19 protein-coding genes are annotated in these 13,294 nt (G+C 71.8%); 5 read left to right on the top strand and 14 right to left on the bottom strand.

Going from position 1 to position 13,294, the window contains the following annotated elements:
* Positions 1–8: 8 nt before the first annotated feature.
* From ABZ342_RS24745 to ABZ342_RS24715, 7 genes are all read right to left on the bottom strand, one after another.
* The gene (locus ABZ342_RS24745; protein WP_360477227.1) at positions 9–815 is read right to left on the bottom strand and encodes an ABC transporter permease subunit; all 807 of its coding nucleotides are present in this window, start codon (positions 813–815) and stop codon (positions 9–11) included.
* A complete protein-coding gene (locus ABZ342_RS24740) occupies positions 812–1,780 on the bottom strand; it encodes an ABC transporter substrate-binding protein (protein ID WP_360477224.1) in 969 nt (322 codons plus the stop codon). The genes ABZ342_RS24745 and ABZ342_RS24740 overlap by 4 nt, the downstream gene beginning before the upstream one ends.
* Positions 1,781–1,881: 101 nt before the next feature.
* Entirely contained in the window at positions 1,882–2,607 is a 726-nt protein-coding gene (locus tag ABZ342_RS24735; RefSeq protein WP_360477221.1) for a DsbA family protein, read from the bottom strand.
* Positions 2,608–2,609: 2 nt separating this feature from the next.
* Positions 2,610–3,038, bottom strand: coding sequence for a cupin domain-containing protein (locus ABZ342_RS24730; RefSeq protein ID WP_360477218.1), 429 nt, complete (start codon positions 3,036–3,038; stop codon positions 2,610–2,612).
* Positions 3,039–3,048: 10 nt separating this feature from the next.
* The gene (locus ABZ342_RS24725; protein ID WP_360477215.1) at positions 3,049–3,471 is read right to left on the bottom strand and encodes an Rrf2 family transcriptional regulator; all 423 of its coding nucleotides are present in this window, start codon (positions 3,469–3,471) and stop codon (positions 3,049–3,051) included.
* An 8-nt stretch (positions 3,472–3,479) separates the two neighbouring features.
* Entirely contained in the window at positions 3,480–4,115 is a 636-nt protein-coding gene (locus ABZ342_RS24720; protein WP_360477212.1) for an alpha/beta hydrolase, read from the bottom strand.
* Positions 4,112–5,221, bottom strand: coding sequence for an LLM class flavin-dependent oxidoreductase (locus ABZ342_RS24715; RefSeq protein ID WP_155545836.1), 1,110 nt, complete (start codon positions 5,219–5,221; stop codon positions 4,112–4,114). Before ABZ342_RS24715 ends, ABZ342_RS24720 begins: the two co-directional genes overlap by 4 nt.
* Before the next feature lie 163 nt (positions 5,222–5,384).
* Between ABZ342_RS24715 and ABZ342_RS24710 the strand changes: the two genes are divergently transcribed.
* On the top strand, positions 5,385–6,527 hold the full coding sequence (locus ABZ342_RS24710) for an acyl-CoA dehydrogenase family protein (RefSeq protein WP_360477208.1): 1,143 nt from the start codon (positions 5,385–5,387) through the stop codon (positions 6,525–6,527).
* 32 nt (positions 6,528–6,559) lie between these two features.
* Here ABZ342_RS24710 and ABZ342_RS24705 read toward each other — a convergent pair whose 3' ends face one another.
* The gene (locus ABZ342_RS24705; RefSeq protein ID WP_360477205.1) at positions 6,560–7,057 is read right to left on the bottom strand and encodes a MarR family transcriptional regulator; all 498 of its coding nucleotides are present in this window, start codon (positions 7,055–7,057) and stop codon (positions 6,560–6,562) included.
* An 83-nt stretch (positions 7,058–7,140) separates the two neighbouring features.
* On the opposite strand from ABZ342_RS24705, the gene ABZ342_RS24700 reads away from it, so the two are divergent.
* A complete protein-coding gene (locus ABZ342_RS24700; protein ID WP_360477202.1) occupies positions 7,141–7,512 on the top strand; it encodes a DoxX family protein in 372 nt (123 codons plus the stop codon).
* 31 nt (positions 7,513–7,543) lie between these two features.
* Positions 7,544–8,239 (top strand): SDR family NAD(P)-dependent oxidoreductase, encoded by a 696-nt coding sequence (locus ABZ342_RS24695; protein WP_360477199.1) that lies wholly within the window; start codon positions 7,544–7,546, stop codon positions 8,237–8,239.
* Positions 8,240–8,242: 3 nt separating this feature from the next.
* On the opposite strand, the gene ABZ342_RS24690 is transcribed toward ABZ342_RS24695, so the two are convergent.
* On the bottom strand, positions 8,243–8,851 hold the full coding sequence (locus ABZ342_RS24690; protein WP_360477196.1) for a helix-turn-helix domain-containing protein: 609 nt from the start codon (positions 8,849–8,851) through the stop codon (positions 8,243–8,245).
* A 57-nt stretch (positions 8,852–8,908) separates the two neighbouring features.
* Here ABZ342_RS24690 and ABZ342_RS24685 point away from each other — a divergent pair, with 57 nt between their 5' ends.
* Together ABZ342_RS24685 and ABZ342_RS24680 are read left to right on the top strand one after the other, a co-directional pair.
* Complete coding sequence (locus ABZ342_RS24685) at positions 8,909–9,817, top strand: alpha/beta hydrolase (protein WP_360477193.1); 909 nt, start codon at positions 8,909–8,911, stop codon at positions 9,815–9,817.
* 570 nt (positions 9,818–10,387) lie between these two features.
* Positions 10,388–10,765: a helix-turn-helix domain-containing protein gene (locus ABZ342_RS24680; RefSeq protein WP_155545840.1), complete on the top strand. Its 378-nt coding sequence runs from the start codon at positions 10,388–10,390 to the stop codon at positions 10,763–10,765.
* Positions 10,766–10,801: 36 nt separating this feature from the next.
* On the opposite strand, the gene ABZ342_RS24675 is transcribed toward ABZ342_RS24680, so the two are convergent.
* From ABZ342_RS24675 to ABZ342_RS24655, 5 genes are all read right to left on the bottom strand, one after another.
* Positions 10,802–11,086, bottom strand: coding sequence for a hypothetical protein (locus ABZ342_RS24675; RefSeq protein ID WP_360477190.1), 285 nt, complete (start codon positions 11,084–11,086; stop codon positions 10,802–10,804).
* Positions 11,087–11,112: 26 nt separating this feature from the next.
* Positions 11,113–11,589 carry a DivIVA domain-containing protein gene (locus ABZ342_RS24670; RefSeq protein ID WP_360477187.1) on the bottom strand — a complete coding sequence of 159 codons (477 nt, stop codon included), beginning with the start codon at positions 11,587–11,589 and terminating at the stop codon, positions 11,113–11,115.
* The gene (locus tag ABZ342_RS24665; RefSeq protein WP_155545842.1) at positions 11,586–12,014 is read right to left on the bottom strand and encodes a DUF6292 family protein; all 429 of its coding nucleotides are present in this window, start codon (positions 12,012–12,014) and stop codon (positions 11,586–11,588) included. The genes ABZ342_RS24670 and ABZ342_RS24665 overlap by 4 nt, the downstream gene beginning before the upstream one ends.
* A gap of 92 nt (positions 12,015–12,106) precedes the next feature.
* Positions 12,107–12,547 carry an Hsp20/alpha crystallin family protein gene (locus ABZ342_RS24660; RefSeq protein ID WP_360477184.1) on the bottom strand — a complete coding sequence of 147 codons (441 nt, stop codon included), beginning with the start codon at positions 12,545–12,547 and terminating at the stop codon, positions 12,107–12,109.
* A 101-nt stretch (positions 12,548–12,648) separates the two neighbouring features.
* The gene (locus ABZ342_RS24655) at positions 12,649–13,212 is read right to left on the bottom strand and encodes a TetR family transcriptional regulator (RefSeq protein WP_360477181.1); all 564 of its coding nucleotides are present in this window, start codon (positions 13,210–13,212) and stop codon (positions 12,649–12,651) included.
* Positions 13,213–13,294: the final 82 nt, after the last annotated feature.

Raw genomic sequence — 13,294 nt, 5'->3', positions numbered from 1 at the left:
AGGGTTCCTCAGGCGGTCAGGCGGGCGTAGGTGGGGTGCCAGCGCAGCAGGCGGCGTTCGAGGAGACGGGTGACGAGGTCGCAGAGGATCCCGATCACGGCGTAGATGAGCACGACGAGCACGATCACGTCGGTCTGCAGGAACTCGCGGGCGTTGGTGGCCATGAACCCGAGCCCCGCGTCGGCGCCGAGGGTTTCGGCGATGACGAGCGCGAGCCAGGCCGCCGTCAGCGACAGCCGGAGGCCGCCGAGGATCGACGGCAGCGCACCGGGCAGCACCACCCAGCGGATCTGCCCGGCTCGGCCCAGGCCGACGACGTCGGTCATTTCGAGGAGCTTCGGGTCGATCTGCCGGATGCCGAGCACGGTGGTCAGGTAGAGCGGGACGGCGGTGCCGAGCGCGATCAGGAAGATCTTCCCGGCCTCGCCGATCCCGAACCAGACGATCACCAGCGGCAGGATCGCGAGGAACGGCACCGCGCGGACCATCTGGATGCTGCGGTCCAGCAGTGCTTCGGCCACTTTGGACAATCCCACGAGCAGCCCGAGCCCGAGACCGAAGCTCGCGCCGATGGCGAACCCGGTCGCCGACCGCTGCAGGCTGGCGAGGAGGTTCGACGGCAGTTCGCCGTCGGCGATCAGGTCGCCCGCCTTTTCCAGTACGCCGCTCGGGGCCGGCAGCACCTGCTCGGGCAGGATCCCCGTCCGCGCCAGCAGTTCCCACAGGGCGAGCACGGCGACCGGTGTCAGCCAGGACACGGCCCGGTGCGGGAACCGGATCCCGCCGGTGCGCGGCCGGTCGAGGGCGCGGGTCATCGCGGATCGAGTCCCGGGTCGACGTACTCGCTCAGCTTCTTGCCGCCGGGGAACAGGCCCTGCCGCACCCAGGTGTCGTAGGTCTTCTGCAGCTGGGCGGCGAGGGCGGCGTCGACGGGGATGCGCTGGTAGGTCGTCTCGTCCGGGCGGACCTGGGCGGCGACGGCCAGGGGCTGGTGAGCGAACTCGGCGTACCACTTGTCGAAGGCCTCGGGGTTGTCCTTCGACCAGGTGTAGCTCTGGTCGACGCGGCTCGCGAAGTCCTGGATGGCCGTGCGCTTGCGTGGGTCGCTCAGCGCCTTGTCGGTGGCCGAGAGGACGTTGAGACCGGAGTTGATCCCGGCGCCGTCGGAGAGGACGCGGGCGCCGAGCTCGCCGCGGGCGCGGGCGGCGTAGACGCTCCAGGTGGCCCAGGCGTCGATGTTGCCGGTCGAGAACGCGCCGTTCGCCTCCGCCGGGGCGAGGAAGTTCAAGGTGACGTCCTTGTCCGACAGGCCGGCCTGCTTGAGCGCACCGATCACGAGGTAGTGCGCGACGCTGCCGCGGGTGGTGGGGGAGATCCGCTTGCCCTTGAGGTCGGCGACGGTGCGGGCGGGGCTGTCCTTCGGCACCAGGAGGTAGGTGCCCTTGCCGCCGTTGCTCCAGGCTGCGGCGACCTTGATCCGGGAACCGCCGGCGATCGCGGTGACGGTGGGGGAGTCGTTGGCGCCGCCGATGTCGATCGCGTCCGCGCGCAGGGCTTCGTGCAGGTTGACCGCCGCGGCGAACTGGGACCACTCGATCTTGTACGGCAGGTTGCCGAGCAGCCCGGCCGCCTTGAGCCGGGACTGCGTGGCGCCGGTCTGGTCGCCCACGCGCAGCACCACCTCGCCGGAAGCGTCCGATGTGGACGAACCGCACGCGGTGAGCGTGGTGAGGCCGAGCAGTGCGGCCACGAGCAGGGCGAGCCGGGGTTTCGAGGGCATGCGGAACTCCCAATGCGGTGTCGGGCCGCGGAGATTCGGTGACGGACGCCGGGCTAAATGGTCACCGGCGTGTGTCTATTTTCCCCCGCGACCGGGGAGAGTCAACGCCCGCGGCCGGGTTCCCACGAACCGGGAAAGGATCCACTGTGGACCATCGCGGCGCGCGCCGCGTCGAAGTATTCGCGCAGCGGACGCCAGCCGGGCACGACGAACCGGCCGCCGGGACCGGTGAAGGTCAGCGTCGGCAGGGCGTAGCGGACGTGGTGTTCGAGGTGCTTCGCGCGGCCGCTGTGCGGTCCGGGCGCGGTGATGTCGAGGACTTCCGGGCACGGGTTCCGCGTCTCGCGCCAGTCCGCACGGACGGCTCGGCGGACATCGTCGCTCGCCATGGCCGCGCGCAAGGCGTCGACGTCGAGGCCCGGCACGCCCTCGACGGCGGCGAGCACACGCTCGGGGTCGTCGGCCGGGGTGCCGAGCAGGAACGTCGTTTCCCGCAGCCGTTGCAGGACCTGCTCGGCGACGGTTTCCCCTTGCTTCTCGGCGGCTTTCGCGGCGAGCGAGGCGGGCCAGCTCGTCCGGGCCACCCATCGCAGGTGCGGTGGTTTCGGGGCGCCGGTGTGCTCGGTGACGCCGTCGATGAACTTCGCGTACCAGGCGGCCTCGGCTGCCGGGTCCGGCGCGGGATCCTCGTCGTCGTCGAAGAGGATGCCGAAGACCCGGCGCCACCGGGCGTCCGGCAGCTCCGCCCGCAAGCGGCGGAATTTCGGCTCCGATCCCCACGCCCACGGGCAGGCCGGATCGGTGTATTCGACGACGTCGAGCGCCACGGTCAGTCCTCGGGCACGTCGACCGGGGCCCAGAGACTCGGCAGGTTGACCACGACGCCTTCCTGGCTGCTGCGGGCGATGATGACCACCGCCTCTTCGTCGGTGGGGTTCTCCTCGCGGTGCGGCACGTACGGCGGCACGAAGATGTAGTCACCCGGCCCGGTTTCGATCCGGACCTCCTCGTCGCCGTCGGCGAAGACGAACACCGGGTGCCCGGACTTGACGTAGATCGCCGTCTCGGCCTCGCCGTGGTGGTGGTCGCCGGAGTTGGTGACCGGCGCGACGTGCGTCTCGCCCATCCACACCTTCGACGAGCCGACGGTCTTGCCCGAGATGGCCTCCAGGCGGGTCATCCCGGTGGTCTGGTTGGTGTCGCCGGTCAGGTCCGCGCCGCGGATGTGCCGCAGCGGCTGGTGCCAGAGGTCGGTCATCGGGTCCCTTTCAGGTCGCGACGCGCGCCGGGGCGGCGTCGGTGAGCAGGTCGGCGATGGTCGTCGCGCGCAGGATCGCGTCGAGCCCGGCCTCGACGTCCGACCAGAACGGGGCCATTCCGGCGGCGGTGCCGTGGTAGCTCAGCGCGGGCCGGGGCTCGCCGCGGACGGAGAGGAACTCGCCGTCGACCGCCACGACGGCGTCCCGCACGGTGACCTCGCCGGCGGCCTTGGCCAGCCAGTAGCCGCCCTCGCAGCCGCGCTGACTGCGGACCAGCCCGGCCTGGCGCAGGTCGCGGATGACCGCCTTGATGAACCGGGCCGGGATGTCCTGGGTGGAGGCGACGGCTTCGCAGGTGATCGGCCGCGTGGTGTCCGCGGCGAGCTCCAGCAGCACCCTGATCGCGTAGTCCGCCCTGGCCGAGATGCGCATGCCCGCCATCATCCCCGGACCAGGACCGGCCCGCGCGTCCCGGCGCGCAGCGCCTCCAGGAACTGCACGATCTCGGCGGCGACGCTGCGGTGGTCGACGTCGTTGAGCACGTCGTGCCGGCCGCCTTCGACCAGCACGAACCGTCCGGCCGGGAGCGTGGCGGCGAACGCGCGGGCGGCCTCGGCGGGCGCCACGCGGTCGGCCTCGCCGTGCAGCACGAGGACGGGAACGTCCGGTGCGGCGACCCGGCCCGCCGCCGGTTCCCGCAGCTCTCCGGGGGTGAACCGGTCGTCGCCGTCGAGCAGGGCGCGGTGGACCGGGCACGCGGTCCGCGCGTCCAGCTCGTCGGCCCAGTCGCCCGGCTCGCCGAGCGGCAGCCCGCTGGCGACCACCGCGGCGACCGGCCGCCGCGTCGCCAGCTCGAGCGCTCGGACGGCACCGGTGTCGTGCCCGAGCAGCACGACGGGTGCCGGTCCGGCCGGATCCGCCTCGCCGGTGGTGACGCGGTAGCCGTCGAAGGCCAGCCGGGTGCCGAGCCGGTGGTACAGCGCCGGGTGTTCGCCCCGGCCGGGCAGCAGCACGACCGTGCCACGGACGGCCGTGCCTCCGGGTGGGGCCCAGTGAGCGGGGGCGGCGAGGGTCATACGGCGGCCGCCGTGGCGGGCCGGCGCTCGCGGCGGGCCAGTTCCGACCGCACCAGCGGCAGCAGGTGCCTGCCGTAGTCGATCGCGTCGTCGAGCGGGTCGTAGCCGCGGATCAGCAGGGTGGTGACGCCGATGTCGACGTAGTCCAGCAGGGCCCGCGCCACCGTCTCGGGCGTGCCGACGAGCGCGGTGGAGTTGCCCGCGGCGCCGGTCGCGGTGGCCAGCGGTGTCCACAGTGCACGGTCGTGGCGGTCGGCCTTCGCGGCCGCGGCCAGCAAGCGGACGCTGCCGACGTTGGCCGGCGGCCCGCCGTCACGCCACTCGCGGGCCGCCTTCGCCGCGCCGCTCGCCGTGATCTTGTCGAGGATCCGTTGCGCGCGTTCCCAAGCCAGCTCTTCGGTCGGGGCGAGGATGGGCCGGAAGGACACGCTGATCCCGGGCGGGGTGAGCCGTCCGGCCGCCTTCGCCGCCGCCCGGACGGACGCGATCTGCTCCGCCGTTTCCTTCAGCGGTTCGCCCCACAGCGCGAAGACGTCGGCGTGCTTGCCGCCGACGCGGTACGCCGCCTCGGAGGAACCGCCGAAGTACAGCGGGATCCGCGGGTTCTGCAGCGGCCGCACCTGCGGCGTGTAGTCGTCGAGCCGGTAGTGCTTGCCGTGGTGGGAGAACGCGGACCCGGACGTCCAGGCGCGCTTGAGGATCTCCAGGTATTCGTCGGTGCGCTCGTAGCGCTCGTCCTTGGGCAGGTAGTCGCCGTCGCGGGCCTGCTCGACGTCGCTGCCGCCGGTGATGGTGTGCACCGCGACCCGGCCGCCGCTGAAGTGGTCGAGGGTCGCGAACGCGCGCGCCGCCAGCGTCGGCGCGACGAACCCGGGCCGGTGGGCGACCAGCACGCCGAGGCGCTCGGTGTGGGCGGCCGCGTACGCCGCGACCTGCTGACCCTCCGGCCAGCCCGCGCCGTAGCCGATGAGCACGCGGTCGAACCCGCCGTCCTCGTGCGCCCGGGCGAACCGGCGGACGTAGGCCGGGTCGATGACCGGCCCTCTGGCGGCCCGGGTCTCGCTCGCGTCCTGGGTGCCGATCATGCCGACGAACTCGACGGGCATCTGCTTTCCTTTCGCCGCGCGGCAAATGCCCCAGTAGCGAACGGCACGGGCGCCCGCGCTGTCAATTGGACATCTCCGGGTGTCCATTTGGTGGACGGCGCTGGCCCGCGCCCGTCCGATCGGCTTATCGTCGGCCCGCTCGCCGACCCTTCCGGAGGACTTCGTGACCACGACCGTCGCCACCGTCCCGCAGCCGGACCTGTCCGCGTTGCCGTCGATCGTCACCCGGCTGGCCGCGCGAGCGGGTGAGCACGACCGGGACGGGACGTTCCCGCACGAGGGCGTCGAACTGGTGCACGCGGCCGGATTGCTGACGACCACGGTCCATCCCCGCTACGGCGGTCCGGGCGCCGGCGTGCTCGACACCGCGCGGTTGCTTTCCGAGCTGGGCCGCGGAGATCCGTCGGTCGCGCTGGTGACCGCGATGACGTTGTTCGTCCACGCCGCGCAAGGCGCCGATCCGGCCTGGCCGGACGAGGTGTACCGGGCGGCGCTCGCGGAGTCCGCGGAACGGCCCGTGCTGATCAACGCGCTGCGCGTGGAACCGGAGCTCGGCTCGCCGACCCGCGGCGGCTTGCCCGCGACGATCGCGCGCCGGACCGCGGACGGCTGGCGCCTGTCCGGCCGCAAGATCTACTCGACCGGCTCGGTCGGCCTGCGCTGGATGGTGGTCTGGGCCAGAACCGACGAGCCCGCCCCGCGCGTCGGCGGGTTCCTGGTCCGGGCCGACGCGCCGGGGATCGAGGTCGAGCCGACCTGGGACCACCTCGGCCTGCGCGCCAGCGCGAGTCACGACGTGGTGTTCACCGACGTCCCGGTGCCCGCGGAAGCGGTCACCGGACTGTCCACACCGGACACCCAGCGGCCGCCGGTGCTCACCTTCCCGCTGGCGCTGCCCGCGCTCTACCTCGGAGTGGCGCGCAACGCGCTGGACTGGCTCACGGGGTTCCTGCGGGACCGCGTCCCGAGCGGGCTCGGCAAGCCGCTGGCCACCTTGCCGAGGTTCCAGACCGGCGTGGGCGAGATCGCCGCCCGGATCACCGGCGCGCAGGAGGTCCTTTTCGGACTGGCCCGCCGGGTGGACGAGGGCGACCCGGGGGCCGCGGCCCACGCCGGCGTCGCCAAGGTGCTCGCGACGAGGTTGCTCGTCGAGGCGGTCGAGCAGGCCGTCGCCCTCGCGGGCAATCCCGGTCTGACTCGGGCCAACCCCTTGCAGCGGCACTATCGCGACGTGCTGTGCAGCCGCGTCCACACCCCGCAGGACGACGCCGTGCTGACCGGCCTGGGCCGCTCGCTCCTCGGCTGAGTCCTCCGGCCGGCGTCCGAGCGGGCCGCGGGTCAGTCCTGGAGCCGGCAGTCGTCGTGCTCTTCGCGGTGGGCGGTCTGGGCGACCCGTTCCAGCAGGGTTCGCAGCTGTTGCGCTTCGGCGGGATCCAGATCGGCCAGCAGCCGGGCCTCGGCCTTGCCCAGGCGTTCGCGGGCTTCTTCCAGCGCCCGGGTGCCCTTTTCCGTGATGAGCACCCGGCGCGCCCGGCGGTCGACGGGGTCCGGTTGCCGGGTGAGCAAGCCCTCGGCTTCGAGGTCGTCGAGCAGGTAGGTCATCACGGTCTTGTTGAGCGTGAGCTGCTGGGCGAGGGCGAGCTGCGAGCGGGGCGGCCCCGATGCGGCGGCCATGAGCACCAGGTAACCCCGGGGGCCGCCGGGCAGGGCGGCGACGGAATCCGTGGCCGTCCGGCGAAACGCGCCGGACACCACGCGCAGCGCCCACCCGAAGTCTCTGTCCAGGCCGAAGGGTTCGTCGGCCGGTGGCTTGCGCTCGGGGGCTCGGGGCGTCACCCGGTGATCGTAGGTGGCGGCCGAGATGGCTTGCAAGGTGGATGAGTTGTCGAGTAGATAGTCTTGAGAGTAGATTATCTGCCATGAACATCGTTCTGTGGGTCATCGCCGGCCTGGTCGCCGCCGGCTTCCTGTTTTCCGGCGGGTTCAAGCTCGCCCTGCCGCACGAGAAGTACGTCGCGGCGCAGCCTTGGGCGCAGGACGCGCCTCGCTGGGCTCCCCGCGCGATCGGCGTGCTGGAGGTGCTGGGCGCGCTCGGCCTGCTCCTGCCCGCCGTGACCGGGGTCGCGCCAGTCCTGGTCCCGTTCGCCGCGGCCGGCCTGGCCCTGGTGATGGCCGGCGCCGTGGTGCTGCACCTGCGGCGTGGTGAGTTCCCGGCGCTGGTGCCGAGCGGGGTGCTGCTGGTCCTGGCGGCGGTGGTGGCGTGGGGCCGGTTCGGGCCGTACGCGTTCTGATCCGGGTCTCTTGCGAACGAAAGGAAATCCCGTGCCCGTAGCCCTCGTGACCGGCGCCAATCGCGGACTCGGCTTCGAAACGGCCAGGCAGCTCGCCGAAGCCGGGTTCGACCTCTATCTCGCTGCTCGTGGCGAAGGCAAAGCCGTCGACGCGGCGGCGAAGCTGGGAGCGCGGCCCCTCACCCTCGACGTCACCGACGACGGCTCCGTGGCCGCGGCGGCCGCGCTCGTCGAGCGCGAACAAGGCCGCCTCGACGTACTCGTCAACAACGCCGCCATCCGGCCGGAGCTGAAGCCCGTGGCCGAGGTGACCGCCGCCTACGCGCGGACGGTCTTCGACACCAACGTCACGGGCGTGGTGCGGGTCATGCACGCCTTCCTGGCCCTGCTGGAGAAGTCCGCGCACGGCGTCGTCGTCAACGTCGGCAGCGGCACCGGTTCGTTCGGCCGCGTCCACGATCCGGCTCGGCTGGAGTCCCGGCTCGTAGAAGTTCCTTACACGGCGTCGAAAGCGGCGCTCTCGATGCTGACGGTGCAGTACGCGAAGGCGTATCCCGGCCTCAGGATCAACGTCGTCGACCCCGGCCCCACGGCGACCGGCATGAACTCGCTGCCCGGGGTGCAGCCCGTCGAGGCCGGCGCGGCCCCCATCGTGCGGGCGGCGCGGTTCACCCCGGTGGATCCCACCGGCAGTTTCCTCGACGCGAAGGGGATCTCCCCGTGGTGACGCTCAAGGTGTCCGCCGTTCGATGGCCGGCCACAGGGCATCCATCGCCGCGTCGACCAGCCTGACGCGCGGTACCGCGGGGTGGTCGTGCCACCAGAGCGCGAGAGCCCGCAGGGAGGCGGCGATGATCTCGATCAGCATCTCGGTGCCGAGGTCGTCCACACCGGGCTCGCCGCTGGCCAGCACGTCGGTGACGAAGGGAGCCAGCGCCGACCTGCTCGCGCGTGTGGCGTCGATCTGCGCCTGGCGCGCGCCTTCGTCGGCGGTGGCGACCTGGAACAGGACGGGGATCGACTTCCGGCGTCGCTCGACGTGCGCGAACCAGGCGTCGAGAGCGCCGGCGAACCGATCGCGCAGCGGCTCCGGACCGGCGAAGGTGACCTGCCAGGCGGCGCGCAGCAGGGCGTACTCGGTGGCGAGCACCTCCTGGAACAGGGCGAGCTTCGACGGGAAGTGGTCGTACAGCACCGGCGCCGAGATCCCTGAGCGCCGGGCGATCTCGTCGATCGGCGCGCCGTCGTACCCGCGTTCGGCGAAGACCTCGGTCGCGCTCTCGACGATCACCGCACGCCGCTTCGCCGCGGACATCCGCCGCTTCGGCTCCCTTGACACCCGGCCGCCTCCTGTCCGATGCTTAACCTAACGATCACTAGGTTAGTGGGGAAAGCCATGGCTGACCAGCTGACGGAATGGCACCGGCAAGGCATGACGACGACGGTGCCGGTGCGGGGCGTGCCCCGTGCGGTGTTCCACCGGGTGTCGGGGAGCGGGAGCCCGGTCGTTTTCCTGCACGGCTTCCCCGCGTCGTCGTTCGAGTGGGCGGGGGTGGCGGCGCTCGCGGCGGGCCGGCACACCGTCGTGACGTTCGACTTCCTCGGTTATGGCGCGTCCGAGAAGCCGCGCGGGCACCAGTACAGCGTGTTCGAGCAAGCCGACCTCACCGAAGCGCTGATCGGGTCGCTCGGCTTCGACGCGGTCACGCTCGTCGCTTACGACTACGGCGCCATCGTGGCCACGGAGCTCCTCGCCCGCGAGCCGCCGTTCCGGATCGAGCGGTGCGTGTTCCTGAACGCGGGGCTGTACGCCGACCAGTACCGGCCCCGGCTGATCCAGCGGGCGTCGCTGTGGCCGGTGGCCGGGAGGCTGCTGGCTCGGGCGCTCAACGAGCGGCAGTTCCTCCGGTCCTGGTCTCGCGTCTTTTCTCCCGGCCACCCCTTGGACCCCGATCTGGCGCGACTGCACTACCGCGCGTTGCGCGCCGGCCACCCCGACCCCGACCTGACCGCGCGGCTGCTGCGCTACATCCCCGAGCGGGCGGCGCACCGTGCTCGTTTCGAGCCGGTTTTCACCGACAGCCCGGTTCCGCTGTCGTTCCTGTGGGGTATGCGCGATCCCGTGTCCGGGGCCCGGGTCGCCCGGGAACTGCGCAGCCGCAAGCCGGACGCCGACTTCGTCGAGTACCCCGACCTCGGGCACTGCCCCCACATCGAGGCGCCCGAGCGGGTGGCCGCGGACATCCTCGCCCGGACGACGCGGCCGCCTCCGGCAGGCGCAGAAAATCTATGCCGACCGGAGTAGACATTCGCCGTCGGTTGTGTGTAGTGTTCTGTTCATACGGAGAGAGACAACGTCTGGCAGGCGCGGGAGAGGACGTAACTACCCGCGAGGTGAGACAAGACGGTCAGGCAGCGCGGAGCCGATCAAGGAACATGGTTTCGGCTGGTGGCCGGGAGTTGCAGTAACGGTTTTGCAGGACCGGTCAGGTGGCCGGAGCCGATCGGTGAAGGGGCTCCGGGCAGTGACCAGCGGCGTCAGCGTGCTGGGACCGATCAGTGAAAGGGTCCCCGCAGTGGCGTTCGCGGCAAGTGAAGTAGCAGTGCTCAGCAAGAGAAAAACCCAGGAAAGAAGGGAACGGAACCATCATTGGATCGCCCGCGGCGGCAGCACATCGCCGCGCGGGTGCCGCAGTCCCATCGAGTTCGGAGGTGGTGCTCGGTCACGAGTAAGCGATCCCCGCACGATCCGGCTTCGCGCCGGACGCGGGTGCAGGAAGCCGGCGGTCGCGCCGGTTGACAATGGTGAAACCCAACCCTTGAGGACCCCGGGTGCCGTCTTGGCACCCGGGGTCCTTTGTGGCGCGGAGGTGGAATGATTCCTGACCAAGAAGGACCCGGCACGCCCAGCGGAGCCGACAAGTTCGATGATGAGCATTACCCCGCCTACACGATGGGCCGGGCCGCCGACATGCTCGGCGCCACGCAAGGCTTTCTGCGCAGTCTCGACGAAGCGGGCCTGATCACGCCGCAGCGTTCCGCCGGCGGGCATCGCCGCTACTCCCGGCACCAGCTGCGCCTGGCCGCCCGGGTGCGGGAGATGGTCGACCAGGGCACCGCCATCGAGGCCGCGTGCCGCATCGTCACCCTCGAAGACCAGCTCCACGAAGCCCAGCAACAGAACCGGTCGCGGCGCGATGCCGAAGGCAGCGCAGTCGAAGGCAGTGTCGTCGAAGGCAGCGTCGCCGAATGAAGTGATGCGCCGCCCGGGCGGAACGCGCCGTCGACGTCAGCCGGCCATGACGGGTTCGGCGCCGGCCGGCCGGCGGGCGGCGGTGACCGCTTCGAGCACAGCGGTCGCGTCGAGACCGGGCTCCCACAGGACGGTGCCGACGACGTGGGCGAGCTTGCGTCGTCGGTGCTGATCGGTGTCGGTGAGCGCGACGTCCGTGGGGCGGCCGTTCTTGACCGCGTGGACCGCGCGGGTCACCAGGACCGCTTCCTGCCGGGTGGTGCCGAGTTCGGCGGCCGCCGCGAAGATCCTTTCGGCCGCGGCGCGTGCGGGGTCGTTCATCGTCGTCTTCCCGGGACGTTCCGGAGCTACGCGGCGGTGAGCCCGGCTCGGTGCAGGGCCGGCCGCCGCGGTTCTTCGGCCAGGACGTCCTCGGCGCGGGCCAGGACGTCGTCGATCGCACGCAGGCGGGCCGCCGTGCGCCGTTCGGCCTCGGCGGCCCGGTCCCGCACGGCCGCGGCGCGCCGGCGTGCCGTCGAGACGATGGCGTCGGCTTCGTCGCGGGCGAGTTCGAGCATGAGCCGGACGCGCTCGCCGAGCGCGTCCGGGTCGGCGGGGGTGCGGACGAGGCGATTCAGCCGGGCGCGCAGGTCGTCGGCCTCCGAGCGCGCGGATTCGAGGTGTCGCAAGAGAGTTTCGGCCTCGGCGATGGCGGCGTCGCGGTCGAGGGTCAGCAGCCGGATCTCTTCGTTCAGCTCGGCCAGGTGCTCGTCGACCTGGTCACGGTCGTAGCCGCGCACGGCGAGGGCGAAGGACACCGGCAGGGGCAGGGCATCGGAGGTCACCTCGTGCTCCGGTCGCGCAGTGCGGTGTCGAGGGCGGCGAGGCCGGTGGCGGTGCGCAGGGACGGCGGGTCGAGCCGGCCGATGCGGTGGTCGTCTTCGCGCAGCGCGGTGACGAACCGGGCGATGCGCTCGGGTGCCGGGGTGATCGTGGGGCCGCCGAGGTAGCGCACGATGATGAGGTCTTCGCCGGAGCCGGTTTCGATGGCGGCGGCCCAGCCGTGGACTTCGTCCCACAGCAGGGCGACGTCGCGGTCGGGGTAGCCGGGCAGGTGCTGGTCGAGGGCGACGTAGGCGGAGACCGGGGTGTCGTGGTCGACCGTGCAGGATTCGAGGCCGATGCCGAGTGCGGTGGTGACGTCGGCGAGGTAGTCCCACAGGGCGGTCAGGGCGGGGTGGCCGGTCGGGATGCGCAGCGATGCGGTCACGGGTGCGGATGCCTTCCAGGACAATGCTTTTGTGGCGGGTGGGCCGGCGCAGGACCGGGCCGGGGTTCCCGGTCCTGCGCCGGGCGGACTCGTCAGGCCCGGATTTCCTTGCGGTCGCCGGTGGTGCCGGCGATGTCGATGCGGCGGGGCTTGGCCTTCTCGGCGATCGGGATGCGCAGGGTCAGGACGCCGGCTTCGTAGCCGGCGGAGATGTGCTCGGTGTCGAGGGTGTCGCCGAGGAACAGCTGGCGGGAGAACACGCCGAGGGGCCGTTCGGAGACCTGCATCTGGACGTCGCCGCCGGGAACGGGCCGTCGTTCGGCCTTGACGGTCAGGACGTTGCGCTCGATGTCGAGCTCGATGGCGTCGGGGGTGACGCCGGGCAGGTCGAAGCAGACGACGAACTCCTCCCCGTCGCGGTAGGCGTCCATGGGCATCGCCGCCGGCTTGGACCAGGTGCCCGGGGTCGCGGTGCCGAGCATCTGCTGGGCGAAGCGGTCCAGCTCACGGAACGGGTCGGTGCGCATCAACATGGGGTTCCACCTCCTGGCTCGATGATCTGGTGTCAACACGCACGACATTTCTAACATGTCATCGGAAGGATGACAAGTGCTGAGTCGTCGAAGGGATGACATCAGGCGGAGCCCGGGTCGCTCAGGTAGTGGCGGATGACCGGCGTGACCCACGCTTCCAGCGCGTCTCGGCCCATGTTCGCCAGTGGAGGCACCTTCAGCACGTAGCGCGAGATGGCCAGGCCGAGGATCTGTGACCCGAGGAGGGCGGCGCGCTCGGCCGCGCGATCCGGGGCGATCGCGGCCACGGCCGGCGCGACCTGGTTCGTGAACAGCTCCAGCATCTTCGCCGCCGCCGCTTCGCTGGTCGTTGCCGCGCGCAGCAACGACAGGAACCCCGTGTCGTTCTCCCAGACGTCGAAGAAGCGCGGCATCAGCACGCGCCCGAGGTCCTCGGCCGGGACGTCGGTGAGGTCGGGCAGGTTCAGGGCGAACTCCGCCGCCGCCGCGAAAAGGCCTTCCTTCGTGCCGAAATAGCGGATCACCATCGCCGGGTCCACGCCGACGTCCGCGGCCACGTCGCGCAGGCGGACGCGGTCGAAACCCTGGGCGCCGAAGCGCTTCCGGGCGGCCTCGAGGATCGCGGCGCGGGTCGCGGGGGCGGAACGGCGGCGGGTCTCGGTCATGCCGCCAGCATAAGTCACCGGCTGTTGACTTGCGCTCTCGACAGCCGCTACCGTCTAAGTCACCCGTCGTTGACTTAGGAGG

This window comes from Amycolatopsis sp. NPDC005961 (assembly GCF_040629235.1).
In the GTDB taxonomy this organism is placed as follows: Bacteria; Actinomycetota; Actinomycetes; order Mycobacteriales; family Pseudonocardiaceae; genus Amycolatopsis; species Amycolatopsis camponoti.
Note: the sequence above shows the minus strand (reverse complement) of the source record. Positions and strands in the feature narration are given on the sequence as shown.